Annotated in this window: 23 protein-coding genes, 1 tRNA gene and 1 pseudogene; 7 read left to right on the top strand and 18 right to left on the bottom strand. The window is 67.0% G+C overall.

Going from position 1 to position 22,021, the window contains the following annotated elements; all coding sequences use genetic code 11:
• The first annotated feature begins 17 nt into the window (after positions 1-17).
• The gene (locus KTR9_RS03155) at positions 18-1,214 is read left to right on the top strand and encodes an NAD(P)-dependent malic enzyme (RefSeq protein WP_014925177.1); all 1,197 of its coding nucleotides are present in this window, start codon (positions 18-20) and stop codon (positions 1,212-1,214) included.
• Positions 1,215-1,333: 119 nt separating this feature from the next.
• Here KTR9_RS03155 and KTR9_RS03150 read toward each other — a convergent pair.
• From KTR9_RS03150 to KTR9_RS03125, 6 genes and pseudogenes are all read right to left on the bottom strand, one after another.
• Positions 1,334-2,448 (bottom strand): annotated as a pseudogene (locus KTR9_RS03150) (TIGR03364 family FAD-dependent oxidoreductase).
• A gap of 37 nt (positions 2,449-2,485) precedes the next feature.
• Positions 2,486-3,499 carry a zinc-binding dehydrogenase gene (locus KTR9_RS03145; RefSeq protein ID WP_014925175.1) on the bottom strand — a complete coding sequence of 338 codons (1,014 nt, stop codon included), beginning with the start codon at positions 3,497-3,499 and terminating at the stop codon, positions 2,486-2,488.
• Positions 3,475-5,070, bottom strand: a complete 1,596-nt coding sequence (phnE, locus tag KTR9_RS03140) for a phosphonate ABC transporter, permease protein PhnE (protein ID WP_148281141.1) — start codon at positions 5,068-5,070, stop codon at positions 3,475-3,477. The genes KTR9_RS03145 and phnE overlap by 25 nt, the downstream gene beginning before the upstream one ends.
• The gene (locus KTR9_RS03135; protein WP_044507560.1) at positions 5,067-5,918 is read right to left on the bottom strand and encodes a phosphonate ABC transporter ATP-binding protein; all 852 of its coding nucleotides are present in this window, start codon (positions 5,916-5,918) and stop codon (positions 5,067-5,069) included. The genes phnE and KTR9_RS03135 overlap by 4 nt, the downstream gene beginning before the upstream one ends.
• Positions 5,878-6,843, bottom strand: coding sequence for a phosphate/phosphite/phosphonate ABC transporter substrate-binding protein (locus KTR9_RS03130; protein ID WP_014925172.1), 966 nt, complete (start codon positions 6,841-6,843; stop codon positions 5,878-5,880). Before KTR9_RS03130 ends, KTR9_RS03135 begins: the two co-directional genes overlap by 41 nt.
• A 48-nt stretch (positions 6,844-6,891) precedes the next feature.
• On the bottom strand, positions 6,892-7,635 hold the full coding sequence (locus tag KTR9_RS03125) for a phosphonatase-like hydrolase (RefSeq protein ID WP_044505750.1): 744 nt from the start codon (positions 7,633-7,635) through the stop codon (positions 6,892-6,894).
• 106 nt (positions 7,636-7,741) lie between these two features.
• Here KTR9_RS03125 and KTR9_RS03120 point away from each other — a divergent pair, with 106 nt between their 5' ends.
• On the top strand, positions 7,742-8,458 hold the full coding sequence (locus KTR9_RS03120; protein ID WP_044505748.1) for a GntR family transcriptional regulator: 717 nt from the start codon (positions 7,742-7,744) through the stop codon (positions 8,456-8,458).
• On the opposite strand, the gene KTR9_RS03115 is transcribed toward KTR9_RS03120, so the two are convergent.
• The 6 genes from KTR9_RS03115 to KTR9_RS03085 form a co-directional block, all read right to left on the bottom strand.
• Positions 8,459-9,130: a VOC family protein gene (locus KTR9_RS03115; RefSeq protein WP_014925169.1), complete on the bottom strand. Its 672-nt coding sequence runs from the start codon at positions 9,128-9,130 to the stop codon at positions 8,459-8,461.
• 50 nt (positions 9,131-9,180) lie between these two features.
• Complete coding sequence (locus KTR9_RS03110) at positions 9,181-9,888, bottom strand: hypothetical protein (RefSeq protein WP_014925168.1); 708 nt, start codon at positions 9,886-9,888, stop codon at positions 9,181-9,183.
• 3 nt (positions 9,889-9,891) lie between these two features.
• Entirely contained in the window at positions 9,892-10,392 is a 501-nt protein-coding gene (locus KTR9_RS03105; protein WP_014925167.1) for a hypothetical protein, read from the bottom strand.
• A 633-nt stretch (positions 10,393-11,025) separates the two neighbouring features.
• Entirely contained in the window at positions 11,026-11,514 is a 489-nt protein-coding gene (locus KTR9_RS27215; protein ID WP_014925165.1) for a hypothetical protein, read from the bottom strand.
• Positions 11,515-11,534: 20 nt separating this feature from the next.
• Positions 11,535-12,677: a hypothetical protein gene (locus tag KTR9_RS26800; RefSeq protein WP_014925164.1), complete on the bottom strand. Its 1,143-nt coding sequence runs from the start codon at positions 12,675-12,677 to the stop codon at positions 11,535-11,537.
• An 81-nt stretch (positions 12,678-12,758) separates the two neighbouring features.
• Complete coding sequence (locus KTR9_RS03085; protein WP_238554021.1) at positions 12,759-13,634, bottom strand: hypothetical protein; 876 nt, start codon at positions 13,632-13,634, stop codon at positions 12,759-12,761.
• Positions 13,635-13,855: 221 nt separating this feature from the next.
• Between KTR9_RS03085 and KTR9_RS03080 the strand changes: the two genes are divergently transcribed.
• The 4 genes from KTR9_RS03080 to KTR9_RS03065 all read left to right on the top strand — a co-directional run bounded on the left by KTR9_RS03080 (position 13,856) and on the right by KTR9_RS03065 (position 16,847).
• On the top strand, positions 13,856-14,437 hold the full coding sequence (locus KTR9_RS03080) for a hypothetical protein (protein WP_014925162.1): 582 nt from the start codon (positions 13,856-13,858) through the stop codon (positions 14,435-14,437).
• Between the two features lie 50 nt (positions 14,438-14,487).
• Positions 14,488-15,339, top strand: coding sequence for an esterase/lipase family protein (locus tag KTR9_RS03075; protein WP_044505745.1), 852 nt, complete (start codon positions 14,488-14,490; stop codon positions 15,337-15,339).
• 102 nt (positions 15,340-15,441) lie between these two features.
• Positions 15,442-15,517: transfer RNA gene (locus KTR9_RS03070), tRNA-Thr, on the top strand.
• Positions 15,518-15,674: 157 nt separating this feature from the next.
• Positions 15,675-16,847 carry a hypothetical protein gene (locus tag KTR9_RS03065; protein ID WP_014925160.1) on the top strand — a complete coding sequence of 391 codons (1,173 nt, stop codon included), beginning with the start codon at positions 15,675-15,677 and terminating at the stop codon, positions 16,845-16,847.
• 22 nt (positions 16,848-16,869) lie between these two features.
• Here KTR9_RS03065 and KTR9_RS03060 read toward each other — a convergent pair whose 3' ends face one another.
• Together KTR9_RS03060 and KTR9_RS03055 are read right to left on the bottom strand one after the other, a co-directional pair.
• A complete protein-coding gene (locus KTR9_RS03060) occupies positions 16,870-17,637 on the bottom strand; it encodes a phytanoyl-CoA dioxygenase family protein (RefSeq protein ID WP_014925159.1) in 768 nt (255 codons plus the stop codon).
• Between the two features lie 122 nt (positions 17,638-17,759).
• Positions 17,760-18,323 (bottom strand): TetR/AcrR family transcriptional regulator, encoded by a 564-nt coding sequence (locus KTR9_RS03055; RefSeq protein WP_010844235.1) that lies wholly within the window; start codon positions 18,321-18,323, stop codon positions 17,760-17,762.
• 149 nt (positions 18,324-18,472) lie between these two features.
• On the opposite strand from KTR9_RS03055, the gene KTR9_RS03050 reads away from it, so the two are divergent.
• On the top strand, positions 18,473-19,315 hold the full coding sequence (locus KTR9_RS03050) for an alpha/beta fold hydrolase (protein ID WP_014925157.1): 843 nt from the start codon (positions 18,473-18,475) through the stop codon (positions 19,313-19,315).
• Positions 19,316-19,408: 93 nt separating this feature from the next.
• Here KTR9_RS03050 and KTR9_RS27690 read toward each other — a convergent pair whose 3' ends face one another.
• The 4 genes from KTR9_RS27690 to KTR9_RS03035 all read right to left on the bottom strand — a co-directional run bounded on the left by KTR9_RS27690 (position 19,409) and on the right by KTR9_RS03035 (position 21,961).
• Positions 19,409-19,585, bottom strand: a complete 177-nt coding sequence (locus KTR9_RS27690) for a hypothetical protein (RefSeq protein ID WP_014925156.1) — start codon at positions 19,583-19,585, stop codon at positions 19,409-19,411.
• A gap of 103 nt (positions 19,586-19,688) precedes the next feature.
• The gene (locus KTR9_RS03045; RefSeq protein ID WP_014925155.1) at positions 19,689-20,210 is read right to left on the bottom strand and encodes an SRPBCC family protein; all 522 of its coding nucleotides are present in this window, start codon (positions 20,208-20,210) and stop codon (positions 19,689-19,691) included.
• Complete coding sequence (locus tag KTR9_RS03040; protein ID WP_010844239.1) at positions 20,207-20,596, bottom strand: ArsR/SmtB family transcription factor; 390 nt, start codon at positions 20,594-20,596, stop codon at positions 20,207-20,209. Before KTR9_RS03040 ends, KTR9_RS03045 begins: the two co-directional genes overlap by 4 nt.
• Positions 20,597-20,674: 78 nt before the next feature.
• A complete protein-coding gene (locus tag KTR9_RS03035; RefSeq protein WP_010844240.1) occupies positions 20,675-21,961 on the bottom strand; it encodes a DNA polymerase III subunit delta' in 1,287 nt (428 codons plus the stop codon).
• Positions 21,962-22,021: the final 60 nt, after the last annotated feature.

The following is a 22,021-nucleotide window of genomic DNA, read 5'->3' as shown; positions in this document are numbered from 1 at the left end:
GCACGGAGGACACACGTATGGGTGAGACCCCCTACACCGAACCCACAATCGCCGATCACCCCATCACCGACGAAGAGATCTTCTTGGCCCACGTCGGCGGCAAGCTCTCGGTGGAGCTGCGCGCACCCATCGACACGCAGCGCGACCTGTCGATCGCCTACACCCCGGGTGTGGCCCAGGTGTCGCGCGCGATCGACACCGACGCCACCCTGGTGAACAAGTACACCTGGACCGACCGTCTGGTGGCCGTGGTCAGCGACGGTTCGGCGGTTCTGGGACTCGGCGACATCGGCCCCCGCGCCTCGCTGCCCGTCATGGAGGGCAAGTCCGCGCTGTTCCGCAGCTTCGCCGGACTCAACTCGATCCCCATCGTCCTCGACACCCAGGATCCCGACGAGATCGTCGAAACCCTCATCCGGCTGCGCCCGAGCTTCGGGGCCGTAAACCTCGAGGACATCTCCGCGCCGCGCTGCTTCGAGATCGAGCGTCGCGTCATCGAGGCGCTCGACTGTCCGGTCATGCACGACGACCAGCACGGCACCGCGATCGTCGTCCTCGCCGCCCTCAAGGGTGCGACGACCCACCTCGGCCGCGACCTCGCCGGCCTGAAGGTCGTGATCTCCGGAGCCGGAGCCGCCGGCGTCGCCTGCGCGAACATCCTTCTGGCAGTCGGTATCTCCGATGTCGTCGTGCTCGATTCCAAGGGCATCGTGTCCCAGGGACGTGACGGACTCAACGAGTCGAAGTCCGAGCTGGCCTCCCGCACCAACCCGCGCGGGCTGACCGGCGGCGCGGTCGAGGCCCTCGCCGGCGCCGACGTCTTCATCGGCGTCTCCGCGGGCCTGATCCCCGAACCGCTCATCGCCTCGATGAACGACGACTCGATCGTCTTCGCGCTGTCGAACCCCGACCCGGAGATCCACCCGGAGGCCGCGGCCAAGTACGCCGCGATCGTCGCGACCGGTCGCAGCGACTTCCCGAACCAGATCAACAACGTGCTCGCCTTCCCCGGCGTCTTCAAGGGCGCGCTGGACGCCGGCGCACGCCGCATCAGCGAGGGCATGAAGATCGCTGCGGCCGAGGCCATCTTCTCGGTCGTCGCCGACGACCTGCGCGCCGACCGGATTGTGCCCAGTCCGCTCGACGACCGGGTCGCCCCGGCCGTCGCAGCAGCCGTCGCCGACGTCGCCCGCGCCGAGGGGCACTGCTCCTAGGCGAGGCCTCACCCACCCGAGACCGCCCCTGAAAGCCGCCCTTCACAAACGACCCGACGACATATAGCCGCCGGTCGCCCGCTGACGGGTGGTTTCCAGGCGCTTTCGGTGCGGGCCGGTCACCAGCCCATCAGCCCCGCCGACTCTTCGGCGATGGCCGGGCCGAGGGTCATCCCGCGGCCACCGGGGCCGGTGACCGCCCACACCCCGTCACCGATCGATTCCCGACACACGATCCGATCGGGTTCGGTGCACTGGCTGTAGACACCGGCCCAGCGACGCTGGATTCGGGGTAGCGGACGGCCCAGCAGGCCCTCGGTCACCTCGACGAGGTGACCATACGGATCCTCGTCGACGTCGAAGGTGAACGGTTCGACGTACTCGTGGGTGTCGCCGATCGTCAGTCCACCGTGAAGGCGTTGGACGCAGAGCAACTGCATGCCGTTCGCCGCGGCCGTCGGACGTTGGGGTTCGGTTCGACGCAGTTCCTCGAGAGCGGGCCCCGCGAACCCCGGGTAGTACCGCAGGCTGTCGCCGTCGGCGATCGACGTCGTGAGCCTCGGCCCGAGTGGGGCCGTCTGCATCATCTGCAGTCGGACCCGGCGCACCGGCAACTCGCCGAACACCTCACGGAGCAGTCCTCGGTGAGTTGCGCCCGGGCACAACACGACACAGTCCCCGGCATGAACGGTCCCGGTGTCATCACGGACCGAGGTGCCGGTGATCCCGCGTACCTCGACTCCCGGGACGAATGTGTATCGTCCGGACTTCTCGAGTCGAGATCGCATGGCGGGCATCGCTTGCCGGGATTCGACGGCGGCGTCGGATGCACAGTGCAGTCCGGCGAGGTAATTCCCCTGTAGCGCGGGGTTCTTCTCCGCGACCTCGAACCGTCGGAGCAAGGTGAACCCGCGGCGCTGCGCATCGTCGCGAGCGACGACCTCTTCGGCGACGGCGACCTCGGCCTCGGTGCGCAACAGGGTGATCGAACCGTTCGCCCGGAATCCGACCTCCGGGACCTGCGCACCGATCTGCTCCCACAGGACGCGGGAGCGCAGTGCGATGTCCAGTTCGGGAGCCGACCGTCCGGAGACCCAGACGAGCCCGAAGTTGCGGACGGTGGGCCCCGCGCGTCGAGTTCGCGGTCGAGGTGGATCACCTCGTGCCCGCGTTCGACGGCCATCCAGGCGTGTGCGGTTCCGATGATCCCGGCACCGACGATGATCACGCGCATGTGTTCTGATCTCCTCTTCGACTGATGTTCTGCCGCGTCACGGCGCAACCGCGACGCGTAGCGCGGTGCCCGGCGCTGGTTGCAGGGCGTGCTCGATCTGTTCGAGCGGAAGCGGTGAGGTCACCAACTCCGACCACGGGTGTCGATCGGCGGTTCGCCCGAGGAAGTCGACCGCCTCGTGCAGGTGACGTGGTTCGTAGTTGTGGACCCCGGTGAGGGTCCACCAGCGCCGGACCACCTGCTCTGGATCGACGTTCAGGGACGGCCCCGGGGTGACCGAACCGGCCAGGACGAGGGTTCCGGCGATCTCCAGCCGCGACAGCGCATCCCGGAGGAAGTCCGAGGATCCGGTGAAGTCCAGCACGACGTCGACGTTCTCGCCGTCGTCAGCACATGCACCGAAACGGATCGCCTGGGTGACGCGCGCGACGTCGCGGTCGGCGATCTGGACCTCGGCGCCGCGGTCGGCGCAGACCGCCGCCGCCGTCGTCCCGAGCATCCCCGCTCCCCCGACGATCACCCGGCGACCGGACAGGTGACCGGCCCGTTCGACGACGGCCATCACCGTGGCCGTCGCACATGCAGCGGGCGCGGCGACGGCATCGCCCAGAGCGTCGGGAACAGCGACCACCGTTGTGCCTCTGGGTAACACGATGTGGCTCGCATAACCACCGGACAGCGGCCAGTCGCCGTCGAACGGTTCGTGTCCGATTTTTCGGACCCGACGGCATTTGGCGGTGAGGCCCCGCCGGCACCGGTCGCAGTCACCGCACGACACCGTGACCGACCAGACGACGCGGTCGCCCTGCTGTGCCGACGCGCCGTCGCCGATGCCGACGACCTCACCCACCGCCTCGTGCCCGAGAACGGACGGACACGGCGAATCCCGGCGTCCGCTCACCGTGTGCAGGTCGCTGCCGCACACCGTCGCCAGCCGAACCCGGACCAGGAGTTCACCGGGACCGAGTGCGGGAAGCGGTGTTTCGATGATGTCGACCCGATCGCCGCGCCAGACGGCGGCGCGGGTCAGACCAGTCGTGAGCGTATCCAACCGGACAACCTTTCGATGGCGAAGACGATGACGAAGATGACGAGCACGATGGCCCCGGCGACCTCGAAGTCCAGCGTGCGGATCGACTCGAACAGCAGGAAGCCGATTCCGCCGGCCCCCACGATCCCCAGGACCGTGGACGTGCGGATGTTGACGTCGAGCAGATACAGCCCCGATCCGACGATGGACGGCATGGCCTGCGGGATCACCGCTGCGAACAGCGTTTTCCACCAACCACAACCGACCGAGCGGGCGGCCTCGACGGGACCCGGATCCGTTTCCTCCACGGAGTCGGCGACGAGCTTGGCCAGGAAGCCGACGGAACCGATTGCCAGCGCACAGGTTCCCGCCACCGGGCCCAACCCCAGCGCCGCGACGAACACCACGGCGAGGATGAGTTCCGGCACCGCCCGGACGAAGAGAATCCAGGTCCGCGCCGCCCAATACACACCCGGGTGCGGGGTGACGTTGCGAGCAGCGAGGATTCCGACCGGGATCGACAACACGACACCGATGGCGGTCGAGACCACGCCGATCGCGACCGTCTGGACCACGGCGTCGAACAGTTCTGTTCCGAGAGCGGTGAAATCGGGCGGGATCATGCGCCCGAACACCTCGACGGCAGGTGGTATCCACGCGACCAGTGCCCAGGGCGTGATCTCCAGTACGACCATTGCCGCGACGGTCGCCACGGCCACGAGCAGCCCGAAACCCGTACGGACCGCGCGTTCGAGACCCGGCCGCATCGGCGACGGTGTCAGCAGCACACGCCGTATGCCGATGGCCAGCAATTCCATTGCCGTGATGATCACGAGGATGACCAGGACGATCCCGAGCGCACGTGGGTAGATCAGACCGCGCAGGGCGTCCTGGAGCGCGAACCCGATGCCACCCGCCCCGACGAAACCGAGGACGACCGACATCCGCAGGTTGATGTCGATGCGATAGACGAACGCACCGATCCACGCCGGAACGCACTGCGGGACGACGGCATTGATCATCTCACGCCCGTATCCGACGCCGGTGCTGCGTACCGCTTCGCGTGGCCCGTCGTCGACCTGCTCGATCGCGTCGGCGAACAGCTTGCCCAGCATGCCGATCGAATGCAGCGCCAGGGCCAGGATGCCGGGCAGCACACCGATACCCAGAGCGCGGACGAACAGTACCGCGAACAACAGGTCGGGCATGGCACGACAGAAGGTGATGACGCCGCGCGCCACGGCCTGGACCGCAGGGTGGGGGCTGGTGTTGCGAGCGGCCAGGAACGCCAGCGGAACCGAAGCGACTGCGGCGAGAACGGTTCCCAGCACAGCCATCAGCAGTGTCTCGAGCGCCAACACGCTGATCCGCCCGGGATCTCCGAGCCGTGGTGGCAGCATCCGCTCGATGAGCGCGACGATGTCCTCGATGCCGTAGATCAGCGTCGCAGGCGCGAAGTCGATCCACCAGGCGCAGATCAGCGTGGCGACGAGACCGCCGACCGCGATCCCGGGCAGGACCGCACGGTCCCACCCGGGTCGCATCCGGGATGGCGATCCCGCCCGCGGACGGTCCAGGAACGGGGTGTTCATCGGCGTCGTACCGCGTTCGACGACGCCGCCACCGGGTCGACCCGCTGATAGACGTCCATCACCTCGTCGCGATCGAGGCCGACCGTGGAGCGGTCGAGAACCTTCTGCCCGCCCCGCAACCCGACGATGCGGTGCGCCCAACCGAGCGCCAGATCCACCTGGTGCAGGGTGCAGAGGATGGTCAGCTTCTCCTCGACGCACACCTGGAACAGCAGATCCATGACGACGCCGGCATTCTCCGGGTCCAGGGAGGCCACGGGTTCGTCGGCGAGCAGCAGCACCGGCTTCTGCATCAGCGTGCGCGCGATGGCCACGCGCTGCTGCTGTCCGCCGGAGAGGGTGTCGGCGCGACGATCGGCGAGGTCGGCGAGACCCACGCGATCGAGATGCTCCAACGCTTCCTGCCGCATGCGCTTCGGGTACGTCAGCGCACCGTAGCGAGGACACCGCAACCGCCCGAGCCCGCCCAGCAGCACGTTCTCCAGGCAACTGATCCGGCCGACGAGGTTGAAATGCTGGAAGACGAAACCGACTTCGCGCCGCAGTGCTCGCATCTCGGCGCGACCGGCGAGATCCACCCGGCGCCCCACGACGTCGACGACCCCGCTGCTCGCCGGATGCAAGCCGTTCAGGCAGCGGAGGAATGTGGACTTGCCGGAGCCGGACAGGCCCAGGAGCACGACGAGTTCGCTGCGGCGGACATCGAGCGACACGCCGTCGACCGCGAGCGTGTTGCCGAATCTCTTGGTGAGTCCGTCGACATGAACGACGAGATCGTCGCCGGCGACCGGTGGCTGCGCGGCCACGTCAGCTCGCACACTTCTCGGATTTGGTGACCTCACAGACATGCCGGACACCGGCGTAATCGTCGTCGGAGGCAGGCACGACGCCCCACGCGCGCTCGTCGGTGATCAGGCACTCATCGCCCGAGCAGAACCCCGCCGCTTCCATGGACTCCTTGTTGACTTTCTCGGTGAAGACCTTGGTGAGGGTGTCGATGGCCTCGGGTCCGAGCGAATTGTTTGCCGCGAAGACTGATCCCGCGATCATCTCCGATTTCCAGACCGTCTTCAGCTGTCCCTGCTGGAGATCGCCCTTCTCGACGAGGGTCTCGTCGACCATCGAGTCGAAGGCGAAGCCGGCTTCGCAGTCACCGGACGCGACCGACAGCGCCGACGCGTCGTGCCCGCCCGCGTAGATCGGCGTGACACCCGCGGCGAGGTCGGTCTCGGTGCCGGACTTGATGACGCCCGCCTCGATGAGACCGGCGCTCGGGTACAGGAAGCCCGAGGTGGAACCGGGATCGACGAAACACACCGTCTTGCCCGCGAAGTCCTTGATGCCGTTCACCGACGCGTTGTCCGCCTTCGCGATTCCGTATGACTGGTATCCCGGTTCGGCGCCCTTCTCCGACACCACCGCACCGAGCGGGGTGATCTCGGCGCCGTTGAGGCCGGCGACCACGTAGGCGAACGGGCCGAAGAAGGCGAGATCGACGTTGTCGGCGATCATGCCCTCGACGACGCCCGCGTAATCGGAGGCCTGGACGAACTCGACCTTCGAACCGGTTTCCTGCTCGATCACCTTGATGACCGGGTCGTAACTGGCTTTGAGATCGGTGGAGTTCTCCGCCGGGATCGCGGCGAGAGTGAGGGTTTCGGGGAAGCCGTTGTCGTTGACGGCCTCGGATTCGCCACCGGAACATCCGGCGAGCACGAGGGCGGTGGTGGCGAGAGCGGCAGTGATCGCCAGCGAGGACTTACGAATTGTCATCGGGGGTCAACCTTTCGGGACGTCACGGGGGTCGGGGTGAGGAGCGGATCAGGGGGTGGTGATCAGGGCGGTCAGGTCGGCGACGGACGCCAGGACACGGTCTGCACCCGCGTCGAGAAGGGCCTGCTCGTCGTGCGCCCCGGTGAGCACGCCGACTGACAGACCGGCACGAGCACGTCGGGCGGTCTCGATGTCGCTCGCGGTGTCGCCGACGACCACCACGTTGGCCAGGTCGTCGACCTGGGCGGTGAGAGCAGCCGCGAGGACCAGGTCCGGGTAGGGGCGGCCGCGCAGACCGGCGGTGGGGGCGAGAACCTGGTCGACCGCGTCGGCCCATCCGAGCGAGTCCAGGATCCGTTGCTGCGTGGCAGGGCTGAATCCGGTGGTGAATGCCGTTGCGATGCCGCGCGATCGGAGGTCGGCAAAGGTCTCCACCGCCCCCGGGATCGCGTCGACACCGTCGGCGATCAGCTCGGCGTAGGCCTGTTCGAACGCCTCGTTGGCTCGCCGGGCCGCGTCGTCGGAGCCCAGCAGAGCGCGGAAGACGGCGATCTTGGACTGGCCCATCGTGTCGAGGACATAGATTCGGGCACGGTCGCGCTCCTCGCCGTGCTCGGGGATGCCGACCGCGGTCGCGGCGACCTCGAAAGCCTGGGTGACCAGCCCGTCGTCGACGATGGTGGTGCCGGCCATGTCGAAGACGACGAGTTGGACCGGTGAAACACCGCTGGTGGATGTGGTGGTGTCTGCACCTTTGCGTGCGGGTGTGGTGGCGTCATCAGTTGTGCGCATGGGCAACTGTCTCGTTTGGTATAGACCAATTTGGGTGCGTTGGCCGAACACGAGGTGAACACTCGGTAGCCATTTGGTCTAGACCAACTTCTGGTATGTTCTGCCCATGACGCTGTCGGAACAACCTCGCGTTCTCAAGCATCAGGTGGTCAGGTCACAGCTGGAGGAACTCCTGGCGGACCTCGTCGAGGGGGATCCGTTCCCCGCGGAACGCGATCTCGCCGAGAGCTTTTCGGTGTCACGCGAGACCGTCCGGCAGGCGTTGCGGGAGTTGTTGCTGGACGGCAGGATCGAGCGCCGCGGCCGGATGACGGTGGTCGCCGGACCCAAGATCCGGCAGCCGCTGTCGATCGGCTCCTATACCGAGGCGGCCCGCGAACGGGGCATGGAGACCAGCCGCATCCTGGTGGGCTGGAAGCGACTGACGGCCGACGCGGTGCTCGCGGATCGACTGGCAATAGCCATCGGCGATCCGGTCATCCAGCTCGAGCGTGTGTTCACCACCGACAAGGTGCGCGTGGCCCTGGAACGTACCCGACTGCCCGCGTACCGGTATCCCGACCTCGAAGCCGACTTCGAGGTGACGTCGTCGCTGTATGCCGAATTCCGCAGGCGCGGGGTGCGTTTCGGACGGACCGAGGACACGATCGAGACGACGCTGCCCGACGCCCGCGAGGCCGCGCTGCTCCACGTCGACGCACGGACGCCGATGTTCTTGCTGAACCGGTTGTCCTACGACAAGGACAACACCCCGATCGAGTACCGGCGTTCGCTGTACCGAGGCGACCGGATGGCGTTCACACAGACGATGTACGCGGACTGATCAGTAGTTCTGGTCCTGCCAGGTGCACAGGCACACCTCGTTGCCCTCGGCATCGGCGAGCACCCAGAACGCGGGGGCGTACTCGTCGGTGAGCAGTTGTCCGCCGGCGGTGATCGCCGACTGCAACCTCTCGTGCAACTCGTCGGTGGGGACCCACAGGTCGACGTGCATCCGGCTGCGCTGCGGGCGCGGTTCGTCCATCTGCTGGAACCAGACGCTGGGTAGTCGGCCGGCGGGATCGACGAGGTCGACGGGCTCGCGTTCGGTGGCCTCGCCGTAGCCGAGCACGGCTTTCCAGAAGGGCCTGATGGCCGGGATGTCGAGGGCGTCGATGGCCAGGTTGAACTGGGTGACGGGTTCGGCGGCCGGTTCGAGACCGAGGTCGGTGGCGATGCCGGTGATCTTGTTGGCCAGCGCGACATCGGCTTCCGTCAACTGGTGCGCACTGTGTGTCGTCAGCACGAGATGCACCGTGCCGTAACGGAAGTCGATGTCGGGGTGGTGATTCGCTTCCTCGGCGGCGTCGATGATCTTGGCGACGAACTCACCACCGCGCACCATCGACCCGGTTTTGTAGGCGGCCGCGAGTCTGTCGGCGATCACGCGCCACGGATCGGCCACCATCTCGGCGGCCTGTGCGGGAGTGAGCGGTGAGCGAGTGGAGCCGGTCATACTGCCCCATGCTGCCCCCTTCACCGGTTTCGCGAAAGGGTGGCCGCGGTTCAGCTCCGATTGGTGGTCGCGGCGGCGAGTGTCGCGATCGATTGGTGTGTCGCCGGGAGGAACCCGCGTCGGACATCGTGGTCGAGGGCGGTACCCGCGCCGATGACGGGGTCGTAGTCGAGGCCGATCACGCCACCGACCGCGCCCGACACCACACTGACCAGCATGTCGGCAAGTCCGTCGTTGTGCGTGGTCGGCAACTGCGAGGAGATGACGACGATCGTCTTTTCCAGTACGCCTGCCCGGTCCCATTCGGTGAAGACGACGCGCGCGCGGTTGAGCAGGTCTGGTCTCGCCGCGATGACGAGCACCGGCGTGAGGTTCGGGAGATCGTCTTCGGCGAGCTCAGGCAGCAACGTGAGCGGATGTGCGCCGGCGTCGACGACGGGAACGGCGCCCTGCCGCCAGGTCTCGACGACAGCGTCGGTGACCGTCGCATCGTCGGGCGGGAGCCACAACCCCGTCCCCGACGCCGTACGCAGCAGTTCTTGATTTCCCGAGCCACGCAATCGCAGCTCGATGTCACAGTCGTTGCCCGACGCGTCGACCCACCACGACAGAAGCCCGAGCGTCGACGACGCCCGGTGCTCGGCAAGCAAAGCCGAAACAACCGACGTACCAACGCCGCCTGCCGTCCCGCACACGACGACCGCCCGCTCGGCCCAGGCCTGCGGGTCGCCGTCGCGTGGTGTGGTCGGGTTGTTCATCTCTTACGGGACGAGCATGTAGATGGTCGAACCGTAGCCGGAAGGGACGCGTACCGGGCTGTTGGGCGAGAAGCCACCGAAGCCCAGACTGACCGGACCTGAGCCGGTGTTGATGTCCCAGACCTTTTTCTCGCCTGCTCGTGGGCCGAACGTTGCGCTGACCCACTTTTCCAGATTGTAACCCCGAACGCTGGTGTAGTAGTTCCCGAACAACACTCGGCACTTGGGATTACGCTTCCAACTCGCGCCTGCACCAGTGAACCCGTGCGAGCGCACCGTGACCCTGACGACACCCTGCTTACCCTGGGGCGCATCCACAGTAGCGTTCACCGCACCCCGACAGTAGGAGTGGTCACCGAATATCCCGAAGTTGTAGCCGGTAGTCGAAACCTGGGGAATCGGAGCCGCGGACACCCGGCCAGCGCACGCTATGCACAATGCACCAACGACAAGACTGACCACCAAGGTCGCAAGCAATCGCTTCATTTTGACAAGCTCCTTCATCTCAACTCCGTTGCAATTTTCTGGAAGAGTCCGTTAGTGCCACTAGGGCACCGTCATGAAGAAGGAGGGTCCCGCAGGGGATTGCAGGATGCGAACGGCACTGTTGACGGCATAGGTAGTGATGCCCATCCAAGCGGGGCCGGAGCCGGTCACGACGTGCCACGTCTGCTTCTGCCCTGGTCTCGGCCCAAAGGAACCAACCGTCCACTCCTCCAGATCGATCCCGCGCACGCTCGTGGTAGCGGAGCGAAAAAGGAAGCGACATTTCGGACTGCGAACCCAGCTCGGACCCTGACCTGAGAAGCCGTGCGAAGTCGCGGTGACCCGAACCACTCCACGTTTCTTCGCCACCGCATCGACTCTGTATGTAATGGCGCCGCGACAGAAGGAATGGTCACCAAATGTCCCGAACGTCGTGCCGTTCGTGCTGAAATTCTGCATCGGCGCAGCAGACGCCTGTCCTACGCCCGACACGGCGCTAGCAAGTGCAAGGACGGCGACCCCCAGGCACAGGATTGCTCTTTTCATACGTGTCATCCTCGCAATAAGGGAAGACAGCCGCACGGATGGCGTCGCTGCTCCAATTTGTCGGCTTTATCCTGGTACCAGGTCAGATCACGAGCCGTCGCAGAGCTAAGGCACCAGCATGTAATACGACAGGCCGAGTGATTGCCGTACACGGATCGGGTTGTTGCGTGCGTACGACGACAACTGAAGTTCGACCACACCGGATCCCGTCCTGATGTCGCGAACCACCTTCTGCCCACGTTTCGGACCGAAATCCGCGTTGAAGAAACTCCATTGCGCGTAACCGATCGCGCTGGTGTGCACCGCGCCGATCAACAGCTTGCACACCGGATTACGCTTCCAGCTCGGCCCCTGCCCGCTAAATCCGTAGGATGTGAGTCCGACCCGGACGAAGCCGGGTTTCCTCGGAGCCGCAGTGAGACTAACGCGGAGTTCGCCATTGCAGAGCGAGTGGTTTCCCACTGTCGCAAACCGGTCACCATTTATCGAGATTCTCTGCAGTTCGGGTGCTGCGGCGCCTTCACCCGATCCAGAGATCAATCCGGCGAGCACGGCAGCAATCGTGGCCAACACAACCACAAGACGTTTCGACATCAAAACTCAACTCACTCTCGTTAGTGTTCGGCTGCATCCGCGCCCGCGTCTTCGGAAGGCCAGGCGATGTCGCTGCCTGGGATCGCGGTCCTCAAACTCTCTCCCTGCCCTCGCGTCCAATCACGAACCGATTTCTCGACTTGTGGACCGAATACGGCGTAGGGCGAGCGGGCTTGAAGACCTGACCAGCCGAAAGTAGAGGTCCCAACTTTCGCGTCTACGTCGCCGCGGTGATTGACCACGTAGTCGACAGCGGGCAGTCCAGAGCGCCGCGCGTGCTCAGGTGTCAGGTGGAACTCAAATTGGTTCGGCCCGTCAGTGTCAGGCAGCGCATGGCGTGGACCGTTCTGACGCCACGGCTCATCCGGGTTCGCGCCAGGGTCACCCGCGCCTAGCGCATAGGCCAAGAGACCGCCTGTAGTACCGCCAATGGCCGCGCCAACCGCAGCACCCGCGGCTCCAGCTCCCACACCGCCGACCGCGGCGCCGATCCCAGCGCCTGCAATTCCTTGTCCGCCTAGACTTGTCCCGATAGTGGCCCCAGTGATCGCACCTACTCCCGCACCCACAACCGCCGACGGAATACCAAGCGCGACAGCACCTGCGGTGCCACCGGCCATCACACCGATGATCGTGGCGGCAGCACGGCGGGTGGCCTCATCCTCGGGAACACCGGCAGAGATCAAACCCTGCGCGATCTTCGCCTCGCCGTACGCCGACCACGCGTTGATCGAGTTCACATCCCGCTTCGACATACCCTCCGGGATGTCGGACACGAAGTTGCCCACACGGATCTTCTCCGGCGGCGGCGCGATCGGCCGGACCGGCGGAGCAACACGAGGAGCCACCCGATTGTTGATCAGCGGAGTGTAGGGCTCGTCATAGGACTGCGACCCCGGCGCGGTATACGCCTGATACGGCGCCTCCACCGGCGGACCCGGGATACTGCCCGGACCGGGCACCACGATCGGCTCGACCGTCGCCTCGGCACCCGCACCACCGTCGGGGGACACATCCCCCGGACTCGTACCGCCCTGACCGGGCGCCGTGTCACCAGGGCTGGTCCCGCCCTGCTCCGGCACCGCCAACGCCGCTCCCGCACCCGCGGTGATCGACACAGCGACAACCGCCGACGTCACCGACAACAACGGACCACTCGGCACACGACGCTTCCGATGCCGACCCCGACTATGACTCATGGTGCTTCTACCTCTCTCGGTGCCCGGAACAGGCTGGGCGGGAACTCATTCGACAGACCTGATGGACTGGATGTAGGACTTGCCGCCGGTGGTCGTCGTGCGGATGACCTGGCGATAGGTGATGGGCGCAGCGTCGGGCTGCAGTTCGGTGAGCACGACCGAGTACTCGCCGGGCCCGCGGTCGGAGACGATCAGGCAGTGCCGGGTCCCGAGCGGTCGCTGGTTGATGTACTGCTGCATCACATACTCGGAGGCCACCGCGCCAGGGGCCGCGACAGCGCGGGCCGCCCTCGCCGAACGCAACACGTAGTAGGCGTGGTTGAACGCACGGATCGCTCCGGCGCCCGACTCCTGGTTGCCGGCGTCGTCACCGTCGGACACCGTGGTCCCCGACCCCACCGGACGCTGCGTACAGGCAGGCTCACTCGCGACAGCCGACGTGGACGGCATCGAAGAGTCAGCGGCATCGCTGCTCGATGCTGACGCAGTCGTCGGAGCGGGCTCGCTGCCTTGAGTGAGAAACACGCCCAGAACTGTGGCCACAATCACAACAATCGCCGCTGCCGCACCCGCGATTCGTAGTGGTGAACCGAAACCCGAGCGGCGTTCTCCGCGCGTGACCGGCCCGTTCTTGCGCTTCGCACGCACCGACTTCTCGGCTTCGGCCAAGAACGCGTCGAGCTCGGACGAGGGACGGGGAGCCGCTGCGTCCACCGCGCGGGCCGGGGCCCGGGTCGGCTCCTCGACCACCGGCACCGGACGCTCGAGGACGGCCACCGCCGCTGGCTGCGAAGTGGTGTGAGCTGGGCGTACGGAATGGTGTCGGGCCAGGTGAGCGGCCAGATCGGCGGCGGGTGTCGCCTCGAAGGCGGGCCACGGCGGGACGTCGGGAAACCACAATGCGGGAACACGTGGCGGCACCAAAGATCCCTCCCCCCGGCCGGTGATCATGTCGTCGTGAAGTTGCGCTCGACGACGGCACGACGCAGGGGGTCCCCCGAATACGTCGGCATTGCCGTCGCTGACCTCGGGTCACCCTACAACAGCTCTCAGCGGCCTCTCAGCTGTCATCCACAGAGGTGACACGCACGTCGGACCGCAGGTCATGCACGACATCGACCCGCTCGCTAAGGTCGAAGACTGTGCTTCTCACGGCCGCAGTCGTTCGCGGGGTCGCCGACGGAACCGTCGACCTCGCCTTCCGGCGATGGGGCCATCCGCGCATCCATCCGGGCTCGAGCTTCATAGCGCTCACGCACGTGATCGAGGTGACGTCCCTGGAGCGCGTCGACCCCGAACGGATCACACCGGACGAAGCGCGTCGCGCAGGCTTCGACGACGCGGACGCCGTGCGGGCCACCTTGTGCGTCAACGTCCACAACCCGACCTACCGGATCGGACTGCAGTGCATCGGCGAGGACCCGCGGATCGCTCTGCGCGCCGATGACAATCTGTCCGACGACGATGTGGACGAGATCCGGACCCGCCTCGATCGGATGGACGCGCGCTCCACGCGCGGACCGTGGACGCGCGAAGTCCTCGACGTCATCGCCCGCCGCCCCGGTGTGGTGTCGACCGATCTCGCGGCCGAACTCGGCCGGGAGAGAGCAGGATTGAAGCAGGACATCACCAAGCTCAAGAAGCTCGGACTGACCGACAGCCTCGTCGTCGGTTACGAACTGTCGCCTCGTGGCGTCGAATTCCGTCGTCGCGACTCCGGGTAGCGGTCGCCGAAACGCCGTGCCGGACCGTCCGGTCGACGACAATTCTCTTCATGAACCGCATCCGAGCCGGGGTCGCGTCGGCCATGACCGCGGTGGCGGCGATGAGCCTGTGCCTCGTCGCGGGCACCGCGTACGCCGCGCCGTTCCCTGTCACGACCGACGCGGCGACCGCCATCGCCTCCCGGTACCTGAGCCCGGCGTCGGAGTCGCCTGCCGGCTCGAATCGTTTCGACTGCCGGGACCGCGAAGACCGCAACCCCGTGGTGCTGCTGCACGCGACGGCCATGAACCAGGGCGCCAACTGGGCGTACCTCGCGCCCATGTTGGCCAACGCGGGTTACTGCGTGTTCAGCCTGACCTACGGTCAGACCAGTTGGAGCGGCAACACCGGAGGCCTGGGGAACAAGGAGGAGTCCGCCCGTGCGGTCTCCTCCTTCGTCGACCGAGTCCTGACCGCGACCGGTGCCGAGAAGGTCGACCTCGTCGGCCACAGCCAGGGTGGCGCGATCGCTCAGCTCGTCACCCAGATACCTGGACGCGCGGCACAGGTGGGCACGATCGTCGGACTGTCCGCGTCCAACCGCGGATACTCACGTGTCGGTTCGATCACCGACCGGCTGCCGGCCCGCGCTCCCGGTCAGAGCTACTGGGGTCCGCGACACCCCTCGATCCGGTACGTCAATCTCGCGACGCGGTACGACGAGATCTCGACCCCATACGTACTGACCTTGATGCCGCCGGGGCCCAACATCACCAACACCGTGGTGCAGGATGTGTGCCCGGCGTCGAGGATCGGTCATGTCGGGATGGCCTACTCGCCGACCGTCGGGACGCTGGTCCGCAATGCGCTCGATCCGGAGCGTCCGGTGCCGGTGGTCTGCGGTACCGACTTCCCGGGTTGACCCGATCGACGCTCCGGCGGAGCCATCACCTGCCGTCGACGACCCGGGTTTTGTTCGTTCTCCGACCCTCGCTAGACTCGTCAGCGCTGCCTCGCGTAGCACGCCGCCCTAGCTCAGTCGGTAGAGCAATTCACTCGTAATGAATAGGTCAGGGGTTCGATTCCCCTGGGCGGCTCCATTTCTGTCCCGGCTTCGTGCCTTCGACGACCGCCGAGCGACGTTCGAACAGTTACGACCCCGGCGCGTCGCGTAGATGTCCCGATTTGCGTCATTCAGACGACACCATGCCCCCCGTGCATCGTCTACTATCTGAGCGACAAAGAGGGGACCCAGGGGTGGCATCACATCGGCGCGGCACGCACCGCGCCGTCGACAACGACGGCGTCGGTCCTCTTCGGCGACCCTCGGGTTTCGCCGGCACGTCCCTCACCCTCGCCGCGCTCTCGCTCTGCACGGTGATCCCGACGGCAGTCGCGTCGATCAACACCACCACTCTGGTACACGCCTTCGCCGTGCCGGCCACCGTCCAGGTGTCCACCCAATCACCGACCGCATCATTCGGTCCGAGCCGCGCCCCGACGTCGGAGGTCGGGACCGCCTCGCCGGGCACGTCACTCGCGGCGCCGTCGACCGACTCCGGCTCGCTCATCGCACGAGACGTGCCCGTCACGGGCGCACCTCGGACTGTGGTCATCGACCACCCGCAGTCGATCGGCCCCATCATCGTCAGTGGCCCCAGCACCCGCGCCGTACTCTCGACGGAGTTCGACGACGAGACCAAAGAACGCGCCGTGCAACAGAACCTGGCGGTGATGACCGTCATCGCCGGACTGGACGCGGACAGCCCGTTCGTCGTCTACACCGGCGATCCCCAGGCATCCGGCGGCCCGGGCGGGACCGACGGCAACACGAGCCTGACCCCTCCGCCGAGTACCGGCGGGCCGGTCATCGTCCTGGTGTCAGATCCGCGGGGACCGTGGAGTATCCGGGCGTGGCTCGAAACCATCCCGTTCGTCTCGGCACTCCTGAGGTCGCTCGGACGAGACGGCGTCCCCCCGAGAACCGAACGGCCTCACGAGACACCACGGACCGACGTCGACACGCGCGGCGAGCCGGACACCGCCGAACCACCTCGGGGGCGGCCCATCGAGCCGAACCCCGACACCCGCGACACCGACACGCGCGACACCACTTCCGACGCCGGAACCGATGTCGAGACGTCCCGCGACCCCGTGGAACCGCGGCAAGTGGATCGAGACACGCTGCCGGACATCGATGCCGACAGCGTCGAGGGCACGCCGGACGAGCGCGAGGACAGTGCGACCACCGACACCGATTCGCAGTCGGACGATGAGGGCGACGACAGGCAGCCGGAGGAATCCCGCGACTCGGAGTCCGGTGACTCAGCAGGCCATACCGGTTCCGAATCGGGCGACGACGGCTCCGCATCGAGCGACCGCTCCGGGAGCTCCGGTTCCGGCGGCGAGTCCACGGACTCCACAGCCTGATCCGACATCGGCGGTCAGCGGTTCAGCCGAACACGCACGCGAGCGGACCGGCCGAGTCCGGTGACAACGGCGAGGCGAGCATCACCGGCCCCTGAGCCATGAATCGCGGTGTCGCACCGCGGTGTTCGTCAGCTGCATGCACCGTGAACGGGTGGACGACATAGACGTCGCCGGGACGCCCGGTCGCGTAGGCGACCCGACGGTCACGACTCGCCGCATCGAGGAGCGGGCCGACCTCGAAGGCACTCTGCCCCTCGTCGTCGAGGACGTCGACGGCGTCGAGATGCGATCCCACCCGGATGCGGGTCGGCGCGTCGGACGGTCCGACCTCGGACAACAGGGTCAGGACCAGCACGGTGTGGGGCCGCCGGCTCACCACCCACGATCCGTCGTCGCACGGGGTGTTGGCGTCGATGTGCCAGCCTCGGTCATCGACGGTCGGCGGCACCGGGAAGCGAACAGGGATGTTGCCCAGCGCTCCCCGTGGTGTCCAACCCCCGACGCCGCAGATCGCGTCGAGCGCCTCGGTCAGCTCCGGACTGTTTGTCAGCGCTCCGAACGGGCCGGCTCCCACCATGTCCGACGCCCAGCGCACGGGTTCGGTCCAGCCCGCGGGATCGTTCTCCGAGAGTCCCAGTTGGGCCCACAGACCCGCTCGCGCGCGGTCCGCCGCGCTTCGCAACGACGGACGCTCGATCTTGACGAAGCCGTTCTCGACGAAGGTCTCGGCGATGGAAGAGTCGGTGTCTGGGTCGATCACCGTCGCAGGATCGCACCGATCACGATCCATCGCCAGCGATTTTCACACCCCCCCGGCTGGGCCGCGATGAACGACCGCTGTCGATTCCGCACCGGCAAACGATGCACACTCGACGAGGGCTCGTGGCGCGCAACGCCTCCCATGGATTCATGTCAGCGGAGCGCCTGATCGATCAGGACTTCGGCGGCGGCACGCGCATCGTCGGCGGGACGGACCGAACCGGCGATCGCCGCCGTGGTCTGAGCACCTTCGGCGAGGATCGAGAGCTGTGCGCCGAGTCCGCCGGGGGCGCCCAACTCGGCGACCAGGCCGGCGACGTACTGCTGGAAGTCGGCTTTCTGGGCACGGACCGCCGAAGCCACGGACGGCATCTCGGCGCCGAGTTCGCCATAGGCGTTGATGAAGGCACATCCGCGGAACTCGTCGGTGCCGAACCATTCGAGCAGGAAGTCGAACACGGCGAGCAGCTTGTCCCGCGGCGAGGACAGTCCGTCGGCGCACGCGGCGATCCCCGCGTTCCACTGCCGGGTCCGGTCGTCGAGCACCGCGAGGATCAGCGCTTCCTTCGACGGGAACATCGCGTAGATCTTCTTCAGCGACACCCCCGCGGCGTCCCGGACCTTGTCCATCCCGACGGCGTGGACACCGTGGGCGTTGAACAGCTGGTCAGCGGCACGGACCACTCGTTCACGCGGGTCCACGGCATCGGTCACCACACACTCCTCTTCTGCGATTCCCGGCTTGGGGTTGCGCGGGGAACGATCGTTCTCTAGTGTAGCAATCACCGGCGAGAACGACCGTTCTCCACACGCCGTATCCGATACCGATCCCGATCGGATCGCCTCATCAGAGAGAAGTGATCGCAATGGGTTACATCACCGTCGGCACCGAGAACTCCACCGACATCGAGCTGTACTACGAAGACCACGGAACCGGTCAGGCCGTCGTGCTGATCCACGGCTACCCGCTCGACGGCAACAGCTGGGAGCTACAGGCCCGCGAGCTGATCGACGCCGGCTACCGCGTGATCACCTATGACCGCCGCGGCTTCGGAAAGTCCAGCAAGGTCGGCACCGGCTACCACTACGACACCTTCGCCGCGGACCTCAACACCGTGCTGGAGACGCTCGACCTCCGCGACGTCATCCTCGTCGGATTCTCGATGGGCACCGGCGAATTGGCCCGCTACGCCAAGAACCACGGCACGGACCGCATCGCGAAGTTCGCGTTCCTGGCGTCGCTCGAGCCGTTCCTGGTCAAGACCGACGACAATCCCGAGGGCGTCGACCGTTCCGTCTTCGACGGCATCGCCGCAGCCGCGAAGGAGAATCGTTACGCCTGGTACACGCAGTTCTACAAGGACTTCTACAACCTCGACGACAACCTCGGCAGCCGCATCACCCAGGAGGTCGTCGACGCGAACTGGAACACCGCGGTCAGCAGCGCTCCGGTCGCCGCCTACGCAGTCGTCCCGACCTGGATCGAGGACTTCCGGGAAGACGTTGCCGCCGTTCGTGACTCGGGCAAGCCGACGTTGATCCTGCACGGCACGGCCGACAACATCCTGCCGATCGACGCCAGCGGACGCCGCTTCCATCAGGCCGTTCCGGACGCCGAGTACGTCGAGATCCCCGACGCCCCCCATGGCCTGCTCTGGACTCACGCCGCCGAGGTGAACGAGGCGCTGTTGGGGTTCGTTCAGAAGTGAGCACCCCGGGGTGAGTTCAGCCGCGAGCACACCCGCGTGGAGCAGGACGGCCGCCGGATGGTTTCCATCCGGCGGCCGTTTGTCGCATGCGCCCTACTTGACCTCGCCCTCGGCCTGTTCCGGGTCAGCGGCCTCGTCAGACGCGTCCGCATCCTTGTTGTCGGCGAGCGGGTCGTAGCCCGGGACACCCTCGAGCACCGTGAGTTCCTGGTCGATGGCGGCCGAGACGGCCTTGGCATCTTCCTTGATCTTGCGGATGAAGTCCGACATCGCCTACTCCTCGCTCATCGTCGCGCTCGCGGCTCGCGACCGTCGCTTCATGATAGGTCGCCGTCCGGGCCGGCTCCGGCGATCATGTCTAAGCGCGATCCGATCAGTCCCGGAACATGGCCGCGTAGGGCTCGGACAGCGCCGGGTAGTACGCATCCCAGTCAATCGTCGCGACATCGCGGCCGGACTCCGCGGCCACCAGACGATCCAGGTAGTACTCCCAACCGGGACCGACGTTCTCGGCGGACTCGGGTCGCGGCAGCCCTTGCGCGAAGACGAGGGTGGTCGTGCCGTCGGTCTCGCTCAGATCGAGCTCGAGCAGCCACACCTCGTCGCCTTGTTCACCGGTGGTCGTCGACGTCATCGCGAGTCTCTGCGGCGGTACGCATTCCAGGATCGAGAACCGTTCGGACTCGACGTCGTCGCCTTCGGCGGTCATGCGGAAGTCGACGGACCCGGTCGCCGGATCACCAGTCCACGTGCCGATCCACCGTTCCATCCGCGACGGGTCGGTGACGGCCGCCCACACGGCGTCGATCGGTGCGGCGAACGTGCGCTGGAGGATCACATAAGGCACCCCCGCACGAATCTCCCGGCGGCCCGTCGCCGCGATGTCAGTACTCACCCTGTCTCCTTCTGTCTGCTGCTCGAATCTGCTGTCGGCGTGGCGTCGTCGGCGCCCGCCTGCTCACGCACCGTGCGCCGCACCTCGAGATCGAGGGCGTCGAGATGGTGCTCACCGAACCTGGGCGTGGCGGTGCCGGCGTCCACCGCGTCGAGGAACTCGCGCACCTCGGCAAGAGCCCCAGGCACGAGTTCGTAATGACGCTCGCGCCCCTGGTCAACCGCGGACACGACGCCGGCCTGGCCCAGCACCCGCAGATGCCGCGAGATGGCCGGGCGGCTGATCGGATGGTCGGCGGCCAGGTCGACGACACGCGCGGACCCCCGAGCCAGGCGCGCGATGAGCGAGCGACGTACCGGGTCTGCGATCGCCTCGAATCCGTCCATACCCATTGGTAACACATCGGTTACCAATTTCCAAGGGTCTACTTACCGGGACTGAGACCGAGATTCAGCGGGCTTCGACTACACGTCGACCCGTCGCGCGAGCGCGAGTCCGATCCGCGCGACCATGTCGTCGACGGCGAACTTAGGCTTCACGTTCATGTCGAGGGCCTCCCGGCACGCGAGTACGGCCTCGACACATTGGAGCAGCTGCTCCGGCTTGGCGTAGCCGGCGAGCGGGTTCGCGATGTCCTCGGCCTTGTCCGGATGCATCGCAGTGACCTGAGCGCCCACACCGACGACGAGCGCGTCGCGGAAGAGCGCGGCGAGGTCGACCAGGGCGCGGTCGAGGACGTCGCGCCCGACCCGGGTGGCCCGCGACTTCTGTCGCCTCTCCAGCTCCTTGAGCGCGCCGGCACTACCGCGCGGCATCCGTGCGGTGCCCTTGCCGGTACCGCCCGCACCCAGCGCGGTCTTCATCTCCTCGGTCTCGACCACGTCGAGCTCGGCACTGATCGCCTTGGCGGCCTCGTCGGCCGACCGGACCAGGTCCTCGGCGGCGGCGTAGGCCGTCGAATCCCGGGCCGCGGCACGTGCCAGCCCGAGCGCCTTCTCGCGTTGCGTGCGCGCCTCGGGATCGGTCGCCAGCCGACGCGCACGACCGATGTGGCCGCCGCACACCGACGCGGCCCAGTGCGCCTGCTCCGGGTCGAGGCCGTCACGCTCGACGAGGACGCGCTCGATGTCGGCGGTCGTCGGCGTGACGAGTGCGACGTGCCGGCAGCGGGACCGCAGCGTCACCGAGATGTCCTCCGGGTCGACCGACGGCGCGCACAGCAGGAACACCGTTCGCGACGGCGGCTCCTCGACGACCTTCAGCAGGGCGTTCGCGGCCTGCTCGGTGAGCCGGTCGGCATCTTCCACGATCACGATCTGCCACCGGCCCGTCCCCGGTCGGCGAGCGGCGGCCTGGACGATGTCGCGCATGGCCCCCACGGCGAGACTGAGCCCTTCCGGCACCACATGGCGGACGTCGGCGTGGGTCTTGGCCATGACAGTGACGCACGCGCGGCATTCGCCGCAGCCGACGTTCGCGGCGTCGGGCGACTGACACTGGAGTGCCGCGGCGAAGCACTGCGCGGCCACCGAACGACCGCTGCCGGGCGGTCCGGTGAACAACCACGAATGGGTCATCGACGCCCGCGACCACCCCGCGTCGACGGCCGGGATCTCGTCGTCGGGCAGGAACAGGTCGTTCGAGGTCCCCGCGTCGAGCCTCACCGCGAGCACACGAGCGGCACGCGCGGCGGCCCGCAGATCGTCGGCGATGGCCTCTTGCCCGGTCAGCCGATCGAAGACATTTGTCACAGCAACACCCTAATCCGCAGTTCGGACACGCCTGAGACACGGAACCGTGTTTAACGATTG

The sequence above is a fragment of the Gordonia sp. KTR9 genome (assembly GCF_000143885.2).
Lineage (GTDB): Bacteria > Actinomycetota > Actinomycetes > Mycobacteriales > Mycobacteriaceae > Gordonia.
The sequence above is the reverse complement of the archived record's forward strand: the minus strand, read 5'-3'. Positions and strand labels throughout refer to the sequence as shown.

Coding starts and splice junctions, on each gene's coding strand:
- KTR9_RS03075 (WP_044505745.1), top strand. CDS start 14,488: ATGAACCGCATCCGAGCCGGGGTCGCGTCGGCCATGACCGCGGTGGCG.
- KTR9_RS03120 (WP_044505748.1), top strand. CDS start 7,742: ATGACGCTGTCGGAACAACCTCGCGTTCTCAAGCATCAGGTGGTCAGG.
- KTR9_RS03125 (WP_044505750.1), bottom strand. CDS start 7,635: ATGCGCACAACTGATGACGCCACCACACCCGCACGCAAAGGTGCAGAC.
- KTR9_RS03155 (WP_014925177.1), top strand. CDS start 18: ATGGGTGAGACCCCCTACACCGAACCCACAATCGCCGATCACCCCATC.
- KTR9_RS03135 (WP_044507560.1), bottom strand. CDS start 5,918: ATGTCTGTGAGGTCACCAAATCCGAGAAGTGTGCGAGCTGACGTGGCC.
- KTR9_RS03105 (WP_014925167.1), bottom strand. CDS start 10,392: ATGAAGGAGCTTGTCAAAATGAAGCGATTGCTTGCGACCTTGGTGGTC.
- KTR9_RS03115 (WP_014925169.1), bottom strand. CDS start 9,130: ATGACCGGCTCCACTCGCTCACCGCTCACTCCCGCACAGGCCGCCGAG.
- KTR9_RS27215 (WP_014925165.1), bottom strand. CDS start 11,514: ATGTCGAAACGTCTTGTGGTTGTGTTGGCCACGATTGCTGCCGTGCTC.
- KTR9_RS27690 (WP_014925156.1), bottom strand. CDS start 19,585: ATGTCGGACTTCATCCGCAAGATCAAGGAAGATGCCAAGGCCGTCTCG.
- KTR9_RS03130 (WP_014925172.1), bottom strand. CDS start 6,843: ATGACAATTCGTAAGTCCTCGCTGGCGATCACTGCCGCTCTCGCCACC.
- phnE (WP_148281141.1), bottom strand. CDS start 5,070: ATGAACACCCCGTTCCTGGACCGTCCGCGGGCGGGATCGCCATCCCGG.
- KTR9_RS03040 (WP_010844239.1), bottom strand. CDS start 20,596: ATGGACGGATTCGAGGCGATCGCAGACCCGGTACGTCGCTCGCTCATC.
- KTR9_RS03050 (WP_014925157.1), top strand. CDS start 18,473: ATGGGTTACATCACCGTCGGCACCGAGAACTCCACCGACATCGAGCTG.
- KTR9_RS03110 (WP_014925168.1), bottom strand. CDS start 9,888: ATGAACAACCCGACCACACCACGCGACGGCGACCCGCAGGCCTGGGCC.
- KTR9_RS03060 (WP_014925159.1), bottom strand. CDS start 17,637: ATGGATCGTGATCGGTGCGATCCTGCGACGGTGATCGACCCAGACACC.